The organism is Streptacidiphilus monticola, from assembly GCF_042658505.1.
Classification (GTDB): domain Bacteria; phylum Actinomycetota; class Actinomycetes; order Streptomycetales; family Streptomycetaceae; genus Streptacidiphilus; species Streptacidiphilus monticola.
In genome coordinates this window covers 135,083-156,020 of sequence record NZ_JBHSQJ010000122.1, presented here as the reverse complement: position 1 = coordinate 156,020, position 20,938 = coordinate 135,083, and the positions used below count along the sequence as shown (strand labels likewise).

Below are 20,938 nucleotides of genomic sequence, written 5' to 3'. Positions count from 1 at the left end.
CTGCACGCCGGTGTTGCGACGATCAGTTGAATCCGCCCAGCGCACCTCCGTAGGAGTGCCCGACCAGGACGACCGGACCGTCGACCTGCGCCGCCACCGACGCGACATAGGCCGCGTCAACGGCCAGCCCCCGCAGCGGGTTCGGCGGTGCCACCACGGGAATGGCGTGGCTCTGCAGCTCGGCGACGACGCCGGACCAGCTGGTCGCGTCGGCGAACGCGCCGTGGACGAGGACGACGGTGGGGGTGGTGGTCATGGGCTTCTCCCTCGCTGCGATCCGGCGGCCGCCGCCAACCTGCTCCGTGCCCGGCTGCCCGGCGTACCTGGTGCTCCGCACGCTAGGCGCGCCACCCGGCCCGCGATTGACCCCGCGCGCACGGGCCAAGGCCGTCGCGTGCACCGTGACCGACCTGGCGTGGGACCGCGGGGTCGCCGCTCTGGAGTCGCCGGCTGCTCGTGGGATCGAGGCGGGGTCAGCCGGCCGGGCTGCCGGTCTGGTTGTGTTCGAGGGCGGCGCGCAGCGTGGCGAAGGCCTGGGCGGCGGCTTGTGTCGCGGAGGGGTCGAGGGTGCCCTCGATCAGTTCGGCGAGCGCCTGGTTGAAGGTCTTCTCGGCCGCTTCCAGGAGTTGGGAGCCCTGCTCGGTCAGGACGAGGAGGGACGAACGGCGGTCGGCCGGGTTGGGTTGCCGGACGGCCCATCCCTGCCTTTCCAGGCGGTCGGCGCCCTTGCTGGTCGCTCCGATGCCGATGGCGAAGTGGGCGGCGAGGTCCGCCACCCGGGAACCGGGGTGGTCGCGCAGGTAGCACAGGAACTCGAACTGCGAGGTGACGATCCCGTGCCGCTCTCGGAGGCGGTCGTTGAGGGCGTTGTAGAGGCGCGTCTCGCATCGGACGAGGTCGGAGAAGAACGTGGCGAGGTTGGCGGGGTGACTGCCCAAAGTGCATTCCTTGGCATATAGTGTTCTGGAAGATACTTCCGAGGGGAGCATACCCGTGAGCCAGGAGCAACGCGCCCACGTCGACGCGATGATGCGCCACCCGCAGCCGGCCGAACCCCCGTCGGTCGAGGAACTGCGGGCCGGATTCCGAGCGCTGATGAGCCAGATGGTCGTGCCTGCCGGCATCCGCACCATGGAAACGACGCTCGGTGCCCGTCCCGCGCTGCACGTCGAGCCCGAGACCGGGCAGCGTGCCGGGACGATCCTGTACTTCCACGGCGGGGCCTGGGTGTTCGGATCTCCGCGGACCGCCCTCTGCCTGACCGGACAACTCGTCGTCAGGACCGGCTTCCCGGCCTACTCGGTGGACTACCGGCTCGCCCCCGAGCACCCCTTCCCCGCCGCCATCGACGACACCCTGGACGCCTACCGCGCGCTCCTCGACAGCGGCGCGGACCCCGCCGCGGTCGTCTTCGCCGGCGACTCCGCCGGAGGCGGCCTCGCCGTCACCACCTGCCTCGCCGCCCGCGACGCCGGTCTGCCCCTGCCTGCCGCCATCGTGGCGTTCTCCCCGGGCCTGGACGCCACCCGCAGCGGAGAGAGCATGACCACCAAGGAGGATCTGGACCCGATCTTCACCCGCCGGGCCATGGAACACACCGGGGCCATGTACCTCGCCGGCGCCGATCCGCACCAGCCCCTGCTGAGCCCCGCCGTCTTCGCTGACCTCACCGGCTTCCCGCCCCTGCTGATCCAGGTGGGCACGAACGAGATCCTGCTGGACGACTCCACCCGGCTGGCCGCGCGTGCCCGGGAGGCCGGGGTGGACGTCATCCTCGACGTCACCGCCGACGTGCCGCACGTGTTCCAGGCGCTCACCGGCGTCCTGGACGAGGCGGAGGAGGCGCTGGACCGCGCCGCCCTCTTCGTCGCTCAGCGCATCCGTGCCCCACGCCCCGCCGGGACGGCGGCAGGATGCCGGTGAGCGTCCCGCCGGAGGGGACGACGGGCGCCACCGGCGGTCGTGCGGTGGCGGACTTCCGCCATGCGCGGACCCGTCACGGCGTGGCCGCGCTGAATGGCGAGGTCATGTCATAAATTGGCGATTGCTCCCAGGCGGGCCGGCAGTACCCGCCTGGAGTCCGCGCCCCGGGAGACGGCCCCCTGCACGGTCGTCGACACGGGCGCGCACCTCCCGGTCCTGGTCCGGCGCCACGGGCGGCCGGACCAGGACGGTCGGGCTGCTCCGCGCTGCGCCCTCCTCCCGTTGGCCGCGCTTCGTGTGCGCAACTAGCGTGGAAGTGGTGCCCTATGCCGCGCACCAAGGCACGTCATTCCAGGAGTCGCCGTGCTCCACATCATGACCCTGAGCTGGCAGCCCGGACTCACCAGGGAGCAACGCGACGGCGCCCTGGCCCGCCGGGCGCAGTGGCAGTACCCCGAGGGGCTGCAGGTGCTGGGGGAGTACTGGACAGCAGCCGAGCAGCCCGCCGTCGTCGTCGTGTTCGAGGCGGCCGAGTTCGTCCCGATCATGGAACTCACCCTGACGTGGGGCGATGTCTTCCAGATCGCCACCTACCCCGCCGTCAGCGCGGAGGAGGGCCTGCGGATCGGCCCCGAGGCCCTGCAGCGCCGTCGCGTCTGAGGCGCCCACGCGCGTGCCGCGCATCGGAAGAATCGAGGTGTCCCCGTGTCCGTCGTGATGACCATGCACTGGCCGGAGATCACGAGCGACCTGTACCAGGCCGCCCTCTCCGCCGTGCGTTGGGAGGAGGAGCCCCCGCAGGGGGCCGAGTTGCACGTCTCGTGGTTCGGCGGCGACGGCTTCCATGTCGTCGACGTCTGGCAGTCCCAGGAGGACTTCGAGCGGTTCGTCACCGAGCGGCTCGACCCCGTCGTGCGGGAGAAGCTGGGCGTCACCAGCAACCCGGTCGTCGAGTACAGCCCCCTCAACCGCAGGTTCGTGGCCCCGGGCGTCACCGGGGCGAGTGGGTGAACCGCAAGAAGAGGACCAGGAAGAGGCGCCGGCAGGTCAAGGGGCGCCGGCCTGACGCCGCGTCAGCCGGCGCCACCCGTCCGGCCTTTCGGCACCTTCACGAAGAGAGAGGAGCAGCGATGTCCGTGTTCATGACGCTGGAGGTCGTCGGCGACGCGAAGGCACTGGAGAAGTACGCCGCCGACAACAAGGAGAAGATGGAGGCGATCCTCGAAGCGGCCAAGCGGCACGGCCTCGTGGCGCACCGCTTCCGCGGGTCCGCCGACGGCGGCAAGGTCATGGTGCTGGACGAGTGGCCGGACCGGCAGAGCTTCGAGGGCTTCTTCCAGGAGCAGCAGTCCGCCATCCTGCCGATCTTCGAAGCGGCGGGGGTGACCGCCCAGGTCGAGCCGACGTTCTGGCAGGACCTCGAGACGCACGACGCCTACGGCTGGGGCGCCTGATCTCGGTGCCGACCCGGTGGGAAGGCGGCGAAGGGGGCACGGCGGAGGCCGTCGTCGATGCTCACGGGTACGTCGTGGGCTGGAATACCGGCGCCGAGCGACTGCTCGGACGTCCCGCCGCCGACGTGCTGGGTCGGCCCGCCGCCGACCTGTTGGCGGAACCCGTCTCCCGCGATCGCCTGGTCCGCGTCCTGGCCCGGAGCACGGAACGATGGAGCGGCCCGCTCGCCCTGCGGCACCGCGACGGTCATCGCGTGGACGTGACCGTGATCGCGCATCACCACGTGCCATCCCTGCCACCCGGCCAGGCCTCGGAGCGCACTCCGGAGAGCTGGCGCATCGTGTCCGCGCTGAGCGGCAGGGAGCCCCGTCCTGAGGACGACGACCTCGCCAAGTGGGCCTTCGAAGAACTGCCCGGCTGCTCCATCTCCCTGTACGACGCGCAGCTCAGGTACCGGCGCTCCAACCGGGCCATGGTGCCCGTCGTCGGGCTGCCGGACAGCGCCTTGCGTGGCCTGGGCATCCACGACATCACCACACAGCCGCAGACCAGCGCGCTGTCCGACGGACTGCGCCAGGCTCTGGAGAGCCGGGCGCCCGTACACCTGGAGAGCTACCAGCGCACCGGGGGCGATCGACGGATCCACGCGTGGTCGGTCGACTTCGCTCCCCTGACGGGCCCCGACGGCGACGTGCACGGCGTCGTCCTCGTCGCCCATGACACCACCGAGCAGTTCTGGGCGCGCAAGCGCCTCGTGCTGCTCAACGAGGCCGCGCGCAGGATCGGGAGCACCCTCGACCTCCCCCGGACCGCAGGCGAACTGCTCGAGGTGACGGTGCCGGAGATCGCCGACTTCGCGAGCGTCGACCTGCTCACCGCTCTGGAAGCCGAAATCGAGCCCAGCGAGGGCGAGTTGCTCGGCTCGGTGATGCTTCGCCGCGTCGCGCACCGCTTCGCCCCCGGCACGCGGCTGCCGACCGTACTGGCGATCGGCGGCACCGACAGCTACCCCGAGTTCACGCCGCCGGCCCGTGCACTGGCGACGGGTGCCGGGGTGCTCTGCAATGCCGAGGACCCCGAGTTCGTCCATTGGATGGGGGTGGACCGCCGTCGCGCGGCGCTTATTCGCGACCAGGGCTACCACTCGATGCTCGCGGTGCCCTTGCGCGCCCGTGGGGTGACGCTCGGCGTCGTGGTGTTCTACCGCCGCAGCCGCGCCGAGCGCATGGAACGCTTCGGGCCGGACGACCTCCTGCTGGCCGAGGAACTGGCGGCCAGGGCCGCAGTCGCCATGGACAACGCCCGCAGGTACTCACGTGAGCGGGAGACCGCTCTGTCCCTCCAACACAGCCTGCTGCCGCAGCGCATGCCGGAGCAGGCAGCGGTCGACGCCGCATCACGGTACATCCCGGCGGGCGCCGGCTCCGGGATCGGCGGCGACTGGTTCGACGTGATCCCACTCTCCGGTGCCCGGGTGGCGCTCGTCGTCGGCGACGTGGTCGGCCACGGCATCCGCGCCACCGCGACCATGGGCAGGCTGCGCACCGCCGTGCGCACGCTCTCGGACGTGGACCTGCCGCCGGACGAGCTGCTGACCAGTCTGGACGACCTCGTCGTGCGGCTGTCGTCCGAGGCCGGCGGCGATGAAAGCGGGGGTGAAGGCGGCGGTGAGGTGGGGGCCACCTGCTGCTACGTCATTTATGACCCGGTGTCCCGGACCTGCACGATGGCCAGCGCCGGACATCCGCCGCCCGTGATGATGCCGCCCGCGGGGATGCCTGCGGTGGCCCCGATGTCGATCGGCCCGCCGCTCGGTGTCGGCGGTCTGCCCTTCGAGGCCAATGGCGTCGAACTGCCGGAGGGCAGCCTGCTCGCACTGTTCTCCAACGGGCTGATCGAGACGCGCGAGCGCGATGTCGACGAGGGATACCAGCGGCTGTGCCGGTTGCTCGCGCGCACCGGCGCGTCGTTGGAGGACACCTGCGACGCCGTCCTCGACGACCTCGTCGCAGGACGACCCCGGGACGATGTCGCCCTGGTCCTCGCGCGTACCCGGGCCTTGGACAAGGACCACGTCGTCACCTGGAACATCCCGTCCGACCCCGTCGCGGTCGCGGATGCCCGGAAGGCCGTGTCGCAGCGTCTGTCCGAGTGGGGCTCGGGCGATGAGGTCTACGCGGCGGAACTGATCGTCAGCGAGCTCGTGACCAACGCGATCCGCCACGCGGCTCCGCCGATCACGCTGCGCCTCATCCGTGACCGAGTCCTGATCTGCGAGGTCTCGGACGCCAGCAGTACGGCCCCGCATCTGCGCCGCGCCCGTGACTGGGAGGAGGGCGGCCGGGGCCTGATGCTCGTCGCCCAGATGGCCCACCGCTGGGGCACCCGCCACAGCCTCACCGGAAAGACCATCTGGGCGGAGATCCCCGCGCTCTGAATGTTTGCCGGGCCCGTGTCGGGCCAGGCGATGAATAGACCGGACGGGCCCCGACCGCGGTTCGACCTCCAACCCGTCCGGCGTGCGAGGAGGGCTGGCCGCAGCCACCAGGACGGCGCGGCCAGCCTGGCACGCAAGCCCGATGCACCGCGGATCCTCTGCGCTCACCATCGGGCGCCGCGCTCCCGGTGCGCCGACCCCCGCTCCGCTGGATCGGCCAGCCCGGCACGGCACATCGCATCTGCTGATCGCGCCGGGCACCGGCGCGGCGATGCAGGGCTCAACGGCGCAATCATCCGGACCGGCACCGAGTCCTACCGCCTCTGTCCTACCCGTGCTCAGGTCGAACGGGCCGAAGCAAGCTGACCGGGGCTTCCGGCGAACGGGAAACAGGGCCTTACTCAGGGCCGGGAGCACATGCGAGGAATGCCCGGACGACCGGCACAATGAGGTCGGTCCGCAACGTCGGTGTCGCAAGCGCCGTCGTCACCTTCGCCAGATCGACGGGCGGGGTCTTCGGTGCCGCGGTCAGCGGAGCCGTGCACACCGGAGGCTTCGCCTCGCGCACCGGAGCCTGCCACACAGTGGCGGCTTCGGTCCGACCCGAGTCCCCGGCTCAACTCCCGCTCCATGGCCAGGAGATCGCCGGGGCCGCGTGCGGCCGGCCCGCAGGCAGGGGCTCCGGGAAGGGAAGGTCATGGCCCATCCCGGCGCGGCTTGACCCTGACACAGTGGGAGGCTCTGCACTGGAGGGGTCATGTTCACCATCGGAGAGTTCGCCGCCCTGGGCCAGGTGTCGGTCCGCATGCTGCGGCACTACGACGCACTGGGCCTGCTACGCCCTGCCCGGGTGGACCCGTGGACCGGATACCGGTACTACGAGGCCGCCCAGCTGTCGCTGCTCAACCGGATCATCGCCCTCAAGGAACTCGGATTCAGCCTCCAGCAGGTGGGCGAGGTCCTGGAGGCGAAGGTCGACGCGCAGGAACTGCGCGGGATGCTGCGGCTGCGCCGGGCCGAGCTGGCGGAGGCCGTGGCCACGGCGGCCGCACGGCTGGCCCAGGTCGAGGCGCGACTCCGAACCATCGAGAGCGAGGGGATCATGCCCAAGGAAGAGGTCGTCCTCAAGGCCCTGCCCGCCGTCCGCGTGGCCGTCCTGAGCGGCGTTGCCGACAGCTTCGACCCACGTCACATCGGCCCCGTGATCGGCCCGCTGTACCGGTCGCTGCAGGAGCGGCTGGGGCAGGCCGGTGTCGCCGTCACCGGCCCCGACATCGCCTGGTACGAGCAGGAGGGGGACGGCCGGCTGGGCGATCGCATCCTCGTCCACGCCGGTGCCACGGTGGCCGCCGACCCCGGCTCCCTGCCAGGGATCGACGTCGTGGATCTGCCCGCGGTGGAGCGGGCCGCGACCATCGTGCACCACGGGTCCATGGACCAGGTGCTCGGCTCCGTCCAGACACTCGCCCGCTGGATCGAGGCCTCCGGCCACCGGGCCGACCGCCTCGGCCGCGAGCTCTACCTCAACTCCTGCGGCCCGCAGGACGGTTGGGTCACCGAGATCCAGTGGCCGCTCGCCCCTGCCGTTGACTGAACATCCGGCCCCAGCCCCCCGCCGCACCTGTCTGCGGCCCTGGGAGATCACGCCGGTGGGTTCCCCGAATGCGGCCCTGCGCGGGGGCGGCAGGCCCCGGCGGCCCTCCGCGGCGGCAGCGGGTCACGTACGACCACGCACGGCGGCGGCGCCTTGTGCTGTGCCGGCCCGACGGCGTGCCGCCGGGCCCCAGCTCTCACAGCCGGCCTGAGGGGGCGGCGGACGCGGTCGCCCCGCGCATCGGGGCGACCGCGTCGCCGGCAGAGCGTGACGCAAACCGCAGCGCTGGTGGCCTCACGAGACGGGCCCGTCGAAGCCAGGGCTTCGCGGACCTGGCACGGGTTGAGGGCTTCGTGGCCGAACTCCCGCTTCGCGGCCAGGGCGGCGGATGTTCCTTGGTCCTCGACGCGGCGCAGGTCGCCCGCGTGAGCCGGCTAGGCGGCGGTGGTGGTGGAACCTGTGACGAACCGGGCCCTATGCGGCTGTGGGCGTCTGTGTCCTGGTCTGGCGCACTCGGCGCAGGGCGCTCGACCAGGCGATCACCTGGTCGAGCATGGTGCCCAGGGCGGTGTTGAGGCCCTCTTGGGGGACGAAGGTGCCTGTGTGGAACGACGGGTGTGTCGAGATGGTGGGCTGGGCTCGCACTGTGGCCACCTGGAGTTCGGCGAGGACGAGTCGCAGCGCTTCAGCGGCCCGTGCCCCGGCGGCCCAGCCGCCGTAGCTGATGATCCCGGCGGCCTTGTCGTTCCACTCCCGGTAGACGTAGTCCAGGGCGTTCTTGAGGGCTCCGGGGTAGGAGTGGTTGTACTCGGGGACGAGGAACACGTAGCCGTCGAAGCTGTCGATGAGTGCGCCCCAGGCTCGGGTGTGGTCGTGCTGGTACTGCTGGAAGTTGGGGTTGCCGGGTTCGTCGAGGTTGCCCAGGTCGTGGTCGGCCAGGTCGATGAGTTCGTACTCGGCTCCGCCGTGGGCACGGGCGGCCTGCAGCGCCCAGGCGGCGATTTGGTCGCCGCGGCGTCCGGGGCGGGTGCTTCCGAGGATGAGCGCGATGCGGAGCGGCATGGTCTTCCTTCCGGCGGAGTTGTCACGTCAACTCTAGAATGAGAGGAGTTGATGTGACAACTCAGCAGGTCGCGTATGCTCTGCCCCATGACGGAAGCGCGACCGATGGACGCCGAGGACTGGGAGTTCTGGGACACCTGGATGCGCGCGCAGCGCCTGCTCGCCAGGGAGCTGGAACGAGGCCTGCAGCGTGACTGCGACATCTCGAAGGCCGAGTTCAGCGTGCTGGTGACGTTGTGGCAGGCCGTCGGCCGCGAGCTGCGTGTCGGCGAGCTCTCCGAGTCGCTCGGCTGGGACAAGAGCCGCGTCTCGCATCAGCTGACACGCATGGAGAAGCGGGGCTTGGTCAAGCGCACTCAGTACGGGGCCGACGGCCGCCGGGCGGGGATCGGGTTGACCTCCGAGGGGCGCCGCGCCGCTCAGAGCGCCATCCTCGTGCACGGCGGCAACATCCGTCGCCACTTCCTCGACTCGCTCACCCCCGAGCAGGCATCCGCCATCCGGGCATGGAGTGAGCAGACAGCCGATCGCCTGGAGCCGCACTGAGCAACGTCACGCTGCCAGTCGTGTGGACCGCGAGACCGCGTCCGATACAGCCCTCCTAGGGCCGCCGATACAGGCGGCCCTGGGGCATCGTGAGACAACCTGTCGGCTCAAGCCCGGAGACGGCGTCGCGGTGCGGCGAAGTGGACGCCCCCGCACGACTCCCGCGGTGGCGCAGTAGGCAAGGCAGCGTCGCGTTCACGGGGCCAGCAGCGCATCCAGGACGCGGCCGAAGACCAGCCGGGAGGCTGCGGCCAGCACCGGGTCGAGGGCGGTCGGGATGCCGCGCACGTGCAGGTCCTCGACCCACGTCGCGGTGCTGCCCGGCGCGGCTCCAGGCGTGTCGGCCACCCTCAGCTCGGCCCAGCCCCGGACGGTCCGGCCCCGCTTCTCCAGTCGGCACAGGCCGTCGCGGCCGGGCGAGGGGGGTGTGAGCGCCACGATCTCCATCGGGTCGTCGAAGCCCAGAGGGCCGAGCGAGGTGCGGGCAAGGACGACGTCGCCCACCGCGTGGCCGGTACCGCTCGCCGCGGACACGCGAGTGAAGGCGATCCGGTCGCCATGGCGAGGCCAGTCGGTCAGCCGGTCCCAACACACACGTGTTCCGAGTGGCGTCGTCCGCGTCAGCACGAAGAGGGCCATCGTCGCGATCAGCCCCTGCCGCGACCGGACAGGAACCTGTCCCGGCCGGCGTCGAGGGCCACCAGCGGTTCGGGGTAGCCGAGTTCGGCACGCAGCGCGGCGGGCAGTTTCCACGGCTCGTGCACGGCCGGAGCCGTCAGGGCGGACAGCTCCGGCACCCAGCGGCGGATGTACGTACCGTCGGCGTCGTAGCGCTTGGCCTGGGCGACCGGGTTGAGCACGCGGTTGGGTCGGGTGTCCGTTCCGGTCCCGGCCACCCACTGCCAGTTGAGCTGGTTGTTCGCGATGTCGCCGTCCACCAGCAGGGACAGGAAATGCCGGGCGCCTTCGCGCCAGTCGATGCCGAGGGTCTTGCACAGGAAGCTCGCGGTGACCAGGCGGGCCCTGTTGTGCATCCAGCCCTCCTGGCGCAGTTGCCGCATTCCCGCGTCCACCAGCGGGTAGCCGGTGCGGCCCTGCTGCCAGGCGCGCAGTTCGGCAGGGGAGTCGCGCCACTGGTCGTGGCGCGAGCGGTAGTCGCCCCGGGCGGCGTCCGGGCGTGCGGCGAGGACCTGGTGGTGGAAGTCGCGCCAGGCGAGTTGGCGCTCGAAGGCCGCCGCGCCCGGGGTGCCGGCCGTGCGGGCGTGGTGGACGAGTTCGGTGGGGGACAGGCAGCCGAAGTGCAGGGCGGGGGAGAGTCGCGAGGTGCGGTCGTCCGCGAGCGCGTCGTGGCCGTCGTCGTAGCCGTCGAGGTGGTGGTCGAGCCAGCTGCGCATGGCCCGGCGGGCCTCCGTTTCGCCTCCGGGCGCCAGGGACGGGGACAGTTGGTCCGCGTCGGGCCGCGTGGGCAGGGGCTCCGAGTGGGGCTTCGCGGGGGTGCGCAGGTTCTGCGGCGGGGGGAGGGGGCGGCGCAGGGCTGTCCGGGACCACCGGCGCAGGTAGGGGGTGAAGACGGCGTAGTGGTCCGAGCCGGTGGGCACTGCGGCTCCCGGGGCGACCGCGGTGACCACAGCCTCGTGGGCGACGACGCGTGCCCCGAGCGGCTCCGCGGCCGCGCGCACGGCTTCCTCGCGTGCGTGGGCGAAGGCGCTGTGGTCGGCGGCGAGGTGGACCTCGCTCGCGCCTGTTTCGCCGACCAGCCGGGCCACCGCGTCCGCTGTCCGGCCGGTGCGGACGACGAGGCGACTTCCGCAGGCGCGCAGGCCCGCGTCCAGGTCGGCGAGGCTGTCGTGCAGGAACGCCAGGCGGTTGGGTGCGGCGAAGCCGGCGGCGCGCACAGCGGGATCGTTCACGAAGACCGGCAGGACCTCCTCCCGTCCGGCCGCCGAGGCGGCGTGGAGCACGGGGTTGTCCGTCAGCCGGAGGTCTCGGGTGAACAAGCAGATGCGAACCGACATACCTGCGCCTTTCTCCGGCTCCGTGGTGTCGCGGCCGGTGTCGGCCCCTGGGCGGGGCCCCACTGAGTCTCCTTCACTGTTCGTCGCCCCGTGCCTCATGGATGGGTAGGGCAGGCAGGGGATTTTGCTGCTCTCGCCGAGTTCCCAGGAAGGGGCCGAGCAGCAGTCACAGGCCGGGACGGGGACGGTCGCAGGGCGAGCCGGGCCTTGTACGCAAGCATCGGCGCAACCAGCCGGCACGGTGAGGCATGGCCGGACCATCGCCCCCATGCGCGTGCCTGCCGTGCCCGGCCGATGTCCTGATTCTCCCCGTTCGGGGTACCCGCATACCCGTGGCGGCGGAACCGCCGCCACGGACTCAGCAGGAAGACGGGAGGTGATCGTCGTGTCGACCATGCAGCCGCCCTCTGCCGGCCGTACCAGCCTGCACGGCAGTGACGAGCCGGTCAGCGTGCTGGTGCAACGGGCCTCGGAGCAGCTGACCGAGCTGGTGCGCGGCGAGATGAGGCTGGCACAGGCGGAGATGAAGGAGAAGGGCAAGCGCTACGGCAAAGGCGGCGGACTGTTCGGCGGCGCCGGGGTGGTCGGCTTCCTGATGGCGCAGGCCCTGGTGGCCACCGCGATTGCCGCCCTGGCGGTGCCGCTGCCGGTGTGGGCGGCGGCGCTGATCGTCACCGCGGTTCTGGGCGTGATCGCCGCGGTGCTGGCCCTGAGCGGCAGGAAGCAGATCCAGGAGGCCGCGCCGCCTACGCCCGAGCAGACCGTTCAGAGCGTGAAGGCCGACGTCGCCGAGATCAAGGAGAGTGCACACCGATGACCCAGCCTCCGCACGACGAGCCCATCGCATCCAGCCCCGAGGAACTGCGCGAGCAGGTCGACCAGACCCGCGAAGAGCTCGGCCAGACGGTCCAGGCACTGGCCGCCAAGACCGACCTCAAGGCCCGCGCGCAGGAGAAGGCCGCCGAGGTCAAGCAGCAGGCCGCCGCCAAAGCCGGCGAGCTGAAGGCCAAGACCAGCCACAAGGCGGCCCAGGTGCAGGAGAAGATCCCCGACCCGGTCAAGGACAAGGCGGCCTCCGCCGCCGAGCAGGCGAGGGCCAAGGCCGCCCAGGCCGCCCACCTGGTCCAGGAGAAGGCGCCCGAACCGGTGCGGCAGAAGGCTGCCCAGGGAGCACAGGTGGCGCGGAACAACCGCACCCTCCTGCTGGCGGCAGCCGGGGCGGCCCTCCTGGTGTGGCTGGCGTGCCGCCGTACGAAGGGGTGAGCGGCTTCGGCGGCGAGCGCGGGGCCGGCGTCCAGGTGGTCGCCGGCCCCGCAGCACGTGCGGGTCAGGGCCAGTGGACTTCGCTGACGTGGGCCCCGGTCACCTCGACACGGCCGCAATCTTCGTCGGCGTTGAGCCACAGCGTGTAGTGGCCGGCGGGCAGCGGGGTGATCAGTGCGCTGTAGACGGTGCCCGAGGGCAGGTGCCGGGGGCGGACAGCGGCGTGAGTGCGCCGGGCGTCGTCGCCCATCGGGCTGACCTCGATCTCGACGCCGTCGTGCAGTGCGTCGGTGTGGATCAGGAGCGCACCTGTGTCGGAACCGATGTCCAGGACGACGCTGCCGGGCTGCGAGGGAGGGGGCAGCGGCGCATGGCCCTGCGCATGAGGGTGGGGGTGCGGGTGGGTGTGGGTCATGTGGGCGTGCTGCTTTCAGGCGCGGAAGGCGAGGAAATGGGGCTGCCCCGGGGGGGTGATGGGGCAGCCCCACCCGGTCCCAGGGGGAGTGCGTCAGGACGCGGGGTGGTGGTAGCCGTCGTAGGGCAGGCCCAGGTAGGGGAAGTGATCGAGGTAGGGGTTCTCGACGCTGTCGGGGCCGAGGCCGTCGGTGACCGCGTTGACGGCGGCGTCCGGGGTGAACGACTTGTCGACCAGGGCGTAGGTCAGTCCCGCCACCGCGCGCAGCTCCACGGTGACGACGTCGTCGAACACGCGGCGGCCGTTGGGGAACCCAGCGGCGTCGCCGGCGACCAGGCCGAGGATGTTCGGCTTGGCCGCGGGCGGCACCGCGATGTTCAGGCGCAACATGTCGGCCTCGGTGGAGCCGGTGTGGTTCTGGAAGCCGGGCACGATGCCGGCGGGGATGCCGGTGAGCAGGATCGCCAGGAGGTCGGCGCGCGGCTTGCCGGACTTGTTGAGGGCGTCCAGGTGCGGGAACTGGCCCGGGTAGAGCACGGGAAGGAGCTTGGCCAGTTCGGGGTGGGCGACGTAGTGGGCGAACTTCTTGTCGTCCGCCGGGGGCAGGGCGTTCCACTGGTCCTTGTGGCCCATGGGGATCACGACTTCGTTGACCAGGGGGTTGCCCAGGCGGGAGACCTGAACGAAGGGCCCGGATTCGGCGTCCTTGCCCTGGCCGCGCTCGATCACGCGGGCCTGGCGGCGGCTGGCTGAGGTCCACACGCCGATGGTGGCGCGCGGGTCGTTGACGTCGCCGTTGTTCCAGCCGCCGCGGGTCAGTTCCCGGATCGGGACCTGCAGGGCGAGGCTGTGGACGTTCAGCTCCTTGGTGGTGTTCACCCCTGGCGCCGGCCCGGAGAAGATGTTGCCGAGCAGGTGCAGGTTCTGCAGCGGGCGCAGGTTGCCGAGGTCGAAGATCGAGCCGAGGTCGACGTAGAAGCCCTCCGCGCGCTGCCCCGCGAACACCTTCCGGCCGCCCGCCAGCTTGTGGACGGCTGCGGCGGCGAGGGAGGCGTAGTTCGGGGTGGACAGGGGGCCGATGTTGCACGGCGGACAGGTCAGCCCCTTGCCCAGGACGGTGGCCCGGCCGTGGGCGTCCACCTTGGTCAGGGTGTAGGTCTGGCGGCGGTTCCAGCTCGCCGACGTCAGCGAGGTGATCGGCCCGGTGTTGTAGAGGAACGTCTCCGGGTTGTGGACGTGGGTGGTGAAGCGGAACTGGAAGGTGACGTCCGCGCGGCCGTCGCCGTCGTTGTCCACGTGGATCTCGTACAGGACGTCGTCGCCGAACTCGTAGAAGTTCGGCCCGCCGGCCGCGCCCTGCAGCGGAATGTAGTTGGCGATCAGCGTCACGGTGTCGCAGGCGTCGGGGCTGACGAACGCGTAGACGTCGGTGCTGTCGGCGACCGGGTCCTTGGAGATCTCGGGAGCTTCGCGGTGGGAGGACATGACCAGGGCCTCGCAAGATGGGTGAAGTGCAACGGGTGGGCAGGGAACCGCGTACGTGGGCTCTCCCGGGTGTCACCAGCAGTGACCCGGGCGGAGGGCGGCAGCCGGAGGTCAACGGGCGGCGTTGATCAGCGCCTGGGCCAGGTTCCGGTTGTGGACGGTGTGGTGGGTGTCCCCGTGGAAGATGTCGAGCGCGCCGGTGCGCGCGTCGGCGACCCGGACCATCAGCGGTTCGGTCAGGTCAGCGGCACGCTCGGCCGCAGTCTCCGCAAGGGAGGCGGCGTGGGCCTGGCCGGTCGAGGCACCGGCGAGCAGGCCCGCGGCTGCGACCGCCGCCCCGGCGGTCGCAGCGTTCTTGATCAGGCCCCGACGGGTCAAGGGGGAACTGGCTTCCTGGCCGGGCGCGATTTCAGGCATGGAGAGACCTCCGTACTGGCGGGAGCGGGAAGCGGGCAGCTCCGCCTGACCAGAGGGGCTCCGCCGGCGTCCCCGGAAGGGCGCGGCTGCGGATGCGCGTCGGAGGCGGGAACCGCGAACGAGGCGCAGTCAATTACCGCACCTGACGGTCCGTCAACGACCCACGCGGCCCAGCGACATGGGATCACCCGGCTGCCGCAGCCACGTGGCCGGTGCAGCCGCACGGCGCTGACCCAGGCGGGTGAACCGCGACTCCCCGCGGCCACCAAGGCAGGTCCCAGGCGGCCGCGGCCCCGAAGGTGAAGTGGGCAGCACCCCCGCTGTCCCTCCAGGCCCCCGAGCCCGGGAGCCGAGGGAAGGATGCGACATGCTGGAAAACAGGGCCCTGGACATCATCGTCACCGCCCTGGTCGTCCTGGTGCTGTTCGGCGCCACACGCCTGCCCGACTCGGCCCGCGCCCTGGCAAAGTCCCTGCGCATCCTCAAGGCCGACACGCATGCGCTGCGCACCGACGACCACGAGCCCGCCCCTGACGCGCCCGCGGCAGTCACGGCACAGGTGCTCGAGCGACCGGGACCCACGGCGCCCGCGCACGCCGACCGCGACACCCAGCGGACCTGACCCGCCGACAGAGGCGGTCGTTCGAAGCTCCGAGCCGCTCGACCCATCCGCCGAGGGTTCCTGCACCGAATAGCCGGCATGAGTACCGGGAAGCGTCAACCGTCTCGTCCCAGGTGGTGGAGGCGGGGAGCGCCCGCCGCTTTGACGGGCCTGGCGGCCGCGGCGGCGGCCATCGGCGCGGGTGAACTGGTCGCCGCCTTCACCGGGGCGGACAGCTCCCCGGTACTCGCCGTCGGCTCCCAGGCGATCGACCTGACACCCACTCCGCTGAAGGACTACGCCGTGCGCACCTTCGGTACGCACGACAAGTTCGTCCTGCTCTCCGGCATCCACGCCACCCTCGTGCTGCTCGCCCTGGCAGCCGGCGTCCTGTCCGCCCGGTGGCGCCCAGCGGGAGTCGCGGTGTTCTTGCTGTTCGCCGGGGTCGGCGCGTGGGTTGCAGCCGTCCGCGCCGTCGCGGTGTGGCCGGCCCTGACAGCGGGGACAGTCGGGGCCGTCGTGCTGTGGTGGCTGTCCGGCCTCGGAAGAAGGGCGTGCCGGAGCGAAAGCTCCGGACCGACGCGGCGTACCGTGCTGGGGGCGACGGGAGGCGTCCTCGCGGTCGGGGTCGTCGCCGACCTGGGCGGCCGTGCACTGGCCGGCGCCCGCAGCAGCGTCGCGGCCGCACGAGCAGGGGTTCGCCTGCCCGCGCCCGCGCACCCGGGTCCCGCACTGCCCCCGCGGGTCCACCCCGACATCGCCGGGCTGTCGCCGTTCACCACCGCCAACCGGGACTTCTACCGGGTGGACACCGCCCTGACGCTGCCTCAGATCGACCCCCGCCGTTGGTCCTTGCGCGTCCACGGCATGGTCGACCGCCCCCTCGAACTCGACTTCGACCAGCTGCTGCGACTCCCGCTCGAGGAGTTGGACTACACCCTGTCCTGCGTGTCCAACGAGGTGGGCGGACCCTACGTCGGCACCGCCCGCTGGCTCGGCGCCTCCCTGCCCGCGCTCCTGCGCCGCGCCGGAGTGCGGGCCGGGGCGGACCAGCTGGTGGGGCGTTCCAAGGACCACATGTCCATCGGCACCCCGCTGGACAGTGTCCTCGACGGCCGACCGGCCCTCCTCGCGGTCGGTATGAACGGCGAGCCCCTCCCGGTGGCGCACGGGTTCCCGTGCCGTTCGGTGGTCCCCGGCTTCTACGGCTACACCTCGGCCACCAAGTGGCTGGTGGACCTGGAAGTGACGGCGTTCGCCGCCTACAGCCCCTACTGGGTCGAACGCGGCTGGGACCGCCACGGCGTCGTCCGCACCGCGTCCCGGATCGAAGTCCCCGCTCCCTTCGCCCACCTGCGCGCCGGCGCGGTCATGGTGGCCGGGACGGCCTGGGCCACCCACCGCGGTATCGCCGCCGTCGAGGTCCGCGTCGACGGCGGCCCGTGGCGGCAGGCCCACCTGGCTGAAGCCGTCGGCCCCGACACCTGGCGGCAGTGGACCTGGGAATGGGCCGACGCCCAGCCCGGCACCCACACGCTGCAGGTCCGCGCCACCGACGCGACCGGCGCGACCCAGCCCGAGCAGCGGCAGCCGCCGTTCCCGGCGGGGGCCACCGGCTGGCACGGCATCGTCGCCATCGTCGAATGAACTCCTTTGCAGCGACGCCCAGTCGGGCCGTCGGCCGGGGAGGCCACGGTCACTGGTGGCTCGCGGTGGCCCGGACGGACGCGTTGACCGCGTGGCCAGGTTCGGATCATGAGCGAACGCGGGGCGGACGGCAGCGCAGGGGATGCGGACTGCGGCACGACAGGCGGCGGGTACACCACGTACCGGCAGCCGCACCGAAGGATCGAGCAGGCGATCACCGCCGCCCTGGGCGGCGCGCACGGTGGTCCATGTCGGGGCCGGCGCGGGGTCGTACGAGTCGACGACGCTGGAGGTGACGGCGGTCGAGCCGTCGGCGTCGATGCGTGCCCAGCGCCCCGCACACCTGCCCGCCGCCATCGACGCCGTAGCCGAGAACCTGCCGTTCGGCGACGGCACGTTCGACGCGGCGATGACCACCTTGAGCGTGCACCAGTGGGGCGACGTCAAGGCAGGGCTCCGGGAGTGCCTCGAAGGCGAGCCCCACCGTCCAGCACGCCACCCCCACCCAGGCGAGCGGGCCCTGGGGTCGAGCCGCTGGCGACGGTGCGCCAGACCGGGGAGCCGGTCACGGAGAGCATGCCGTGACGGGCCAGGAACTCGAACAGGTAGCGTGCCGGATGTGCCAGCGCCACCTCGCCCGGGCAGCACTACACGGCCGGAACTACCGGGGTCGCGAAGTGGGCGACGAAGTAGCCGGAGAACCGGTGCCGTCGCACGAACTGACCGACCGTCGGCTCCGGCTGCCCCGTGGCGGGGGCAGCCAGCAGGCGCATTCGCGACCGGCCCCGGCGCGGATGGGGTTCCCGCGGAAGAATCTTTTTCGCGCGCCCACCCATCCGCCGCGCTCACAGCGTCGAAGACCAGGCAGAACTGGTGAACGTACACGCCGCCTGGTCGCGCCAGGGCGGGCGCACGGACGAGAGGAAGTGGCAGCACTGTGGACCGACCACACGGCTTCGCCGACGCGGGCGGGCGCGGGCAACCCCGCTTCCTCGGCACGCCGCAGCTACCCGGGGACCGCCCCGACGAGCTGCTGCTCCGCACGGCCCAGGGAGACCAGGACGCCTTCGCGTCCCTCTACGACCACATCGCCGGACCGGTCCTCGGCATCGTCCGCAGCGTGCTGCGCGACCCCGCCCAGTCCGAGGAGGTCACCCAGGAGGTTCTGGTCGAGGTCTGGCGCACCGCCACCCGCTTCCAGCCGGACAAGGGCAGCGCCCTGTCCTGGGTGATGACCATCGCCCACCGCCGGGCGGTCGACCGCGTCCGCTCCGCGCAGGCGTCCACCGAACGCGATCGCAAGGCCGCCCTGCTGGAGCGCACCCCCGCCTACGACGAAGTCGCCGAAGAGGTCGACCACCGCCTGGAGAAGGAACTGGTCCGCCGCTGCCTCAAGGCGCTGACCGAGATGCAGCGCCAGGCCCTGGTCCTGGCCTACTACCGGGGCCTGACCTACCGTGAGGTCGCCGAACTGCTGGCGATCCCGTTGGGGACCACGAAGGCGCGGATGCGCGACGGCCTGATCCGGATGCGGGACTGCCTGGGGGTGACGTCATGACCGCGGCCGACCTGCACACGCTCGCCGGAGCCTACGCCGTGTGGGCACTGGACGAGGACGAGCGCCGCGCGTTCGAAGCCCATCTGGACCAGTGCGAGTCCTGCCGGACCGAGGTCGGCGAATTCCAGGCCACCGCGGCCCGTCTCGCCCAGGCCACCGCCGAAACACCCCCGCCCGCGATGAAGCAGCAGGTACTCCGCCGTGCCGCCCTGGTCCGGCACGACCCCCCTGAGGTTCAGCTGCCGGCCCCCCGCAGCCACCGGGCGGCGCCCGTCCGGCGCGCCCAGGCCTTCATACTCGCCGCCTCCGTCGCAGCCGCCGCAGCCCTCGGCGGAGTCGCGGTCTGGCAGTACCAGGACGCCCACGACGCCCACCAGCAGGCCGTCCAGGCCGAAGCCCACGCCCAGCAGATCGCCGCCGTCCTGGCCGCGCCCGACGCCCGCACCGTCTCCGGGACCGTGAACGACACCACCCGGGCGGTCGTCGTCGAATCCCGGTCCCAGAACCGCGCCGTGTTCCTCACCCCGGGGCTCCCCGCCCTCCCCGCCGACAAGGTGTACCAACTCTGGTACGACGACGCCGGCACCATGCGCCCCGCCGGCCTCGTCCCCCCCGGCACCGCCAACCAGACCGTGCTGCTGACCGGCGCCCTCGGCCCGGCCCGTGGCATGGGCATCACCGTCGAACCGGCCGGAGGCTCCCCGCGCCCGACCAGCGCCCCGATCGCCCTCATGGCGTTCCCCACCACATGAGGGCGAGCGGGCGGCGCCGAGCGGTCGGCGGGCGCGAATCCGGAAGGCACGCGGAGAACGGATCAACAGACGGTACTTTCCCTGTCCGACGAGCAGATGCGACCGAACGCGCAACCGGACGACCCGGCGGCGCGGGTCGATCGTGTCGGCGATGTCGGGCATGCGGTGCGCCAGGTCGGCGGCGACGCCGACGACTGGAACGGGTGGTCCGGTCCGGATTGGACGACGGAACCGCGGATGCGGCGATCGCCGCGCAGGTGGACCGTTTCGCTTCACTGGGGCGAGCAGTTGTGCGGCGCCAGCGCGGACCGCTCATGGCCGCGGTTGGTTCGCCGACCCGGTCGGCGAACCAACCGCGATCCGTCGAGGACTAGCTCAGCGTCTTGAGCGCCGCCGCGTCGTACGGCTTCAGCTCGTCGGTCCGGCCCGCCAGGACCTTGGCGGCCCACTCCGGGTCCTGGAGCAGGGCGCGGCCGACGGCGACCAGGTCGAACTCGTCGCGCTCCAGCCGGTCGAGCAGGTTGTCGAGGCTGCCGAGTTCGGCACCCTTGCCCGCGAACGCGTGGATGAAGTCCCCGTCGAGACCGACGGAGCCGACCGTGATGGTGGGGCGGCCGGTGAGCTTCTTGGTCCAGCCGGCCAGGTTGAGGTCCGAACCCTCGAACTCGGGGAGCCAGTAGCGCCGGGTCGAGGCGTGGAAGGCGTCGACGCCGGCTGCGGCGAGCGGAGCCAGGATCGCCTCGAGCTCCTCGGGGGTCTCGGCGAGCCGGGCGTCGTAGGCCTCCTGCTTCCACTGCGAGTAGCGGAAGATCACCGGGAACTCGGGGGAGACCGCTTCGCGGACGGCGGTGACGATTTCGGCCGCGAACTTCGTCCGGGCCACCGGGTCGCCGCCGTAGGCGTCGGTCCGCCGGTTCGTCCGCTCCCACAGGAACTGGTCGACCAGGTAGCCGTGGGCGCCGTGCAGTTCGACGCCGTCGAAGCCGATGCGCTCGGCGGCCGCGGCGGCCTCGGCGAAGGCGCCGATGACGTCGTCCAGGTCGCGCTGCGTCATGGCCTTGCCCGTGCCCTCGGTGCCGTCGACGCGGATACCCGAGGGACCCATGGCGGGGGCGTCGGCGTAGGGGGCCTGGCCCTGCTCGCGCACCATGCCGATGTGCCACAGCTGCGGCACGATCGTGCCGCCCGCCGCGTGCACCGACTCGGCGACCTTCGCCCATCCGGCCAGCTGCTCCTCGCCGTGGAAGCGCGGCACCCGGTCGCTCTGTCCCGCCGACTCGTGGCCCACGTAGGTGCCCTCGGTGACGATCAGGCCCACCCCGGCGGCGGCACGGCGAGCGTAGTAGGACCGCACGTCCTCTCCGGGCACGCCCCCAGGGGAGAACATGCGCGTCATCGGCGCCATCACGATGCGGTTCGGGACGGTCAGGCCGTTCAGCGTCACGGGCCGGGAGAGTATCTCGGCTGCGCGGGAGGCGGTGTTCGTGGTGGCGGTCACAGGGGTGCTCCTCACGGGGTACTGCTTGGCAGCTTGATGCTTGAGAACTTCAAGTGATGAACTGACAGTAGACATGCATATTTGATGTGGTCAAGTTTCTCGTGATGAGATTCGGGCAACGCCGGATCCACATCGCGGCGGCCGGCCCCGCCCACAGCCCGCGCGCCCCCGCCGACCGCGCCGGGCCCCGCCGACCGGGCGCGAGCCCGGGAGCGAACGGTCCGCATGCTCCTTGCTGCTGGGGCCGGTTGACCGTTCGGCCCGCTACGA

The 20,938-nt window shown here is 71.9% G+C and carries 22 protein-coding genes and 1 pseudogene; 14 read left to right on the top strand and 9 right to left on the bottom strand.

Annotated elements, in window-relative coordinates:
* Window positions 1-37: 37 nt before the first annotated feature.
* Together ACFP3V_RS25735 and ACFP3V_RS25730 are read right to left on the bottom strand one after the other, a co-directional pair.
* Window positions 38-256: pseudogene (locus ACFP3V_RS25735) on the bottom strand (alpha/beta fold hydrolase); the annotation flags it as partial.
* Window positions 257-473: 217 nt separating this feature from the next.
* A complete protein-coding gene (locus ACFP3V_RS25730; protein WP_380588057.1) occupies window positions 474-938 on the bottom strand; it encodes a MarR family winged helix-turn-helix transcriptional regulator in 465 nt (154 codons plus the stop codon).
* Between the two features lie 55 nt (window positions 939-993).
* On the opposite strand from ACFP3V_RS25730, the gene ACFP3V_RS25725 reads away from it, so the two are divergent.
* From ACFP3V_RS25725 to ACFP3V_RS25700, 6 genes are all read left to right on the top strand, one after another.
* Window positions 994-1,923: an alpha/beta hydrolase gene (locus ACFP3V_RS25725; RefSeq protein WP_380588054.1), complete on the top strand. Its 930-nt coding sequence runs from the start codon at window positions 994-996 to the stop codon at window positions 1,921-1,923.
* A gap of 363 nt (window positions 1,924-2,286) precedes the next feature.
* Window positions 2,287-2,583 carry a DUF3303 domain-containing protein gene (locus tag ACFP3V_RS25720; RefSeq protein WP_380588051.1) on the top strand — a complete coding sequence of 99 codons (297 nt, stop codon included), beginning with the start codon at window positions 2,287-2,289 and terminating at the stop codon, window positions 2,581-2,583.
* 45 nt (window positions 2,584-2,628) lie between these two features.
* Entirely contained in the window at window positions 2,629-2,934 is a 306-nt protein-coding gene (locus tag ACFP3V_RS25715) for a hypothetical protein (protein WP_380588048.1), read from the top strand.
* Window positions 2,935-3,053: 119 nt separating this feature from the next.
* Window positions 3,054-3,377, top strand: coding sequence for a hypothetical protein (locus ACFP3V_RS25710; RefSeq protein WP_380588045.1), 324 nt, complete (start codon window positions 3,054-3,056; stop codon window positions 3,375-3,377).
* 5 nt (window positions 3,378-3,382) lie between these two features.
* Window positions 3,383-5,815 (top strand): SpoIIE family protein phosphatase, encoded by a 2,433-nt coding sequence (locus ACFP3V_RS25705; RefSeq protein ID WP_380588042.1) that lies wholly within the window; start codon window positions 3,383-3,385, stop codon window positions 5,813-5,815.
* A gap of 757 nt (window positions 5,816-6,572) precedes the next feature.
* Complete coding sequence (locus ACFP3V_RS25700) at window positions 6,573-7,409, top strand: MerR family transcriptional regulator (protein WP_380588040.1); 837 nt, start codon at window positions 6,573-6,575, stop codon at window positions 7,407-7,409.
* Window positions 7,410-7,883: 474 nt separating this feature from the next.
* On the opposite strand, the gene ACFP3V_RS25695 is transcribed toward ACFP3V_RS25700, so the two are convergent.
* Window positions 7,884-8,471, bottom strand: coding sequence for an NADPH-dependent FMN reductase (locus ACFP3V_RS25695; RefSeq protein WP_380588037.1), 588 nt, complete (start codon window positions 8,469-8,471; stop codon window positions 7,884-7,886).
* An 87-nt stretch (window positions 8,472-8,558) separates the two neighbouring features.
* On the opposite strand from ACFP3V_RS25695, the gene ACFP3V_RS25690 reads away from it, so the two are divergent.
* Complete coding sequence (locus ACFP3V_RS25690; protein ID WP_380588034.1) at window positions 8,559-9,017, top strand: MarR family winged helix-turn-helix transcriptional regulator; 459 nt, start codon at window positions 8,559-8,561, stop codon at window positions 9,015-9,017.
* A 195-nt stretch (window positions 9,018-9,212) separates the two neighbouring features.
* Here ACFP3V_RS25690 and ACFP3V_RS25685 read toward each other — a convergent pair whose 3' ends face one another.
* Entirely contained in the window at window positions 9,213-9,551 is a 339-nt protein-coding gene (locus ACFP3V_RS25685; RefSeq protein ID WP_380588031.1) for an SRPBCC family protein, read from the bottom strand.
* 113 nt (window positions 9,552-9,664) lie between these two features.
* Entirely contained in the window at window positions 9,665-11,032 is a 1,368-nt protein-coding gene (locus ACFP3V_RS25680) for a cryptochrome/photolyase family protein (RefSeq protein ID WP_380588028.1), read from the bottom strand.
* A gap of 394 nt (window positions 11,033-11,426) precedes the next feature.
* Between ACFP3V_RS25680 and ACFP3V_RS25675 the strand changes: the two genes are divergently transcribed.
* Window positions 11,427-11,849: a phage holin family protein gene (locus ACFP3V_RS25675; RefSeq protein WP_380588081.1), complete on the top strand. Its 423-nt coding sequence runs from the start codon at window positions 11,427-11,429 to the stop codon at window positions 11,847-11,849.
* Complete coding sequence (locus tag ACFP3V_RS25670) at window positions 11,846-12,295, top strand: DUF3618 domain-containing protein (protein WP_380588025.1); 450 nt, start codon at window positions 11,846-11,848, stop codon at window positions 12,293-12,295. Before ACFP3V_RS25675 ends, ACFP3V_RS25670 begins: the two co-directional genes overlap by 4 nt.
* A gap of 64 nt (window positions 12,296-12,359) precedes the next feature.
* Here ACFP3V_RS25670 and ACFP3V_RS25665 read toward each other — a convergent pair whose 3' ends face one another.
* From ACFP3V_RS25665 to ACFP3V_RS25655, 3 genes are all read right to left on the bottom strand, one after another.
* Window positions 12,360-12,710 (bottom strand): hypothetical protein, encoded by a 351-nt coding sequence (locus ACFP3V_RS25665; protein ID WP_380588022.1) that lies wholly within the window; start codon window positions 12,708-12,710, stop codon window positions 12,360-12,362.
* Window positions 12,711-12,803: 93 nt separating this feature from the next.
* Window positions 12,804-14,195 carry a DUF4331 domain-containing protein gene (locus ACFP3V_RS25660; protein WP_380588019.1) on the bottom strand — a complete coding sequence of 464 codons (1,392 nt, stop codon included), beginning with the start codon at window positions 14,193-14,195 and terminating at the stop codon, window positions 12,804-12,806.
* A gap of 111 nt (window positions 14,196-14,306) precedes the next feature.
* The gene (locus ACFP3V_RS25655) at window positions 14,307-14,612 is read right to left on the bottom strand and encodes a hypothetical protein (RefSeq protein ID WP_380588016.1); all 306 of its coding nucleotides are present in this window, start codon (window positions 14,610-14,612) and stop codon (window positions 14,307-14,309) included.
* 367 nt (window positions 14,613-14,979) lie between these two features.
* Between ACFP3V_RS25655 and ACFP3V_RS25650 the strand changes: the two genes are divergently transcribed.
* From ACFP3V_RS25650 to ACFP3V_RS25630, 5 genes are all read left to right on the top strand, one after another.
* Entirely contained in the window at window positions 14,980-15,234 is a 255-nt protein-coding gene (locus ACFP3V_RS25650) for a twin-arginine translocase TatA/TatE family subunit (RefSeq protein WP_380588013.1), read from the top strand.
* Between the two features lie 78 nt (window positions 15,235-15,312).
* Window positions 15,313-16,860, top strand: a complete 1,548-nt coding sequence (locus tag ACFP3V_RS25645; protein ID WP_380588010.1) for a molybdopterin-dependent oxidoreductase — start codon at window positions 15,313-15,315, stop codon at window positions 16,858-16,860.
* 142 nt (window positions 16,861-17,002) lie between these two features.
* Entirely contained in the window at window positions 17,003-17,737 is a 735-nt protein-coding gene (locus tag ACFP3V_RS25640) for a class I SAM-dependent methyltransferase (protein ID WP_380588007.1), read from the top strand.
* Window positions 17,738-17,890: 153 nt separating this feature from the next.
* Complete coding sequence (locus ACFP3V_RS25635) at window positions 17,891-18,418, top strand: sigma-70 family RNA polymerase sigma factor (protein ID WP_380588078.1); 528 nt, start codon at window positions 17,891-17,893, stop codon at window positions 18,416-18,418.
* Window positions 18,415-19,170 carry an anti-sigma factor gene (locus ACFP3V_RS25630; RefSeq protein ID WP_380588004.1) on the top strand — a complete coding sequence of 252 codons (756 nt, stop codon included), beginning with the start codon at window positions 18,415-18,417 and terminating at the stop codon, window positions 19,168-19,170. The genes ACFP3V_RS25635 and ACFP3V_RS25630 overlap by 4 nt, the downstream gene beginning before the upstream one ends.
* Window positions 19,171-19,540: 370 nt before the next feature.
* Here ACFP3V_RS25630 and ACFP3V_RS25625 read toward each other — a convergent pair whose 3' ends face one another.
* The gene (locus ACFP3V_RS25625) at window positions 19,541-20,668 is read right to left on the bottom strand and encodes an NADH:flavin oxidoreductase (RefSeq protein ID WP_380588001.1); all 1,128 of its coding nucleotides are present in this window, start codon (window positions 20,666-20,668) and stop codon (window positions 19,541-19,543) included.
* Window positions 20,669-20,938 lie beyond the last annotated feature (270 nt).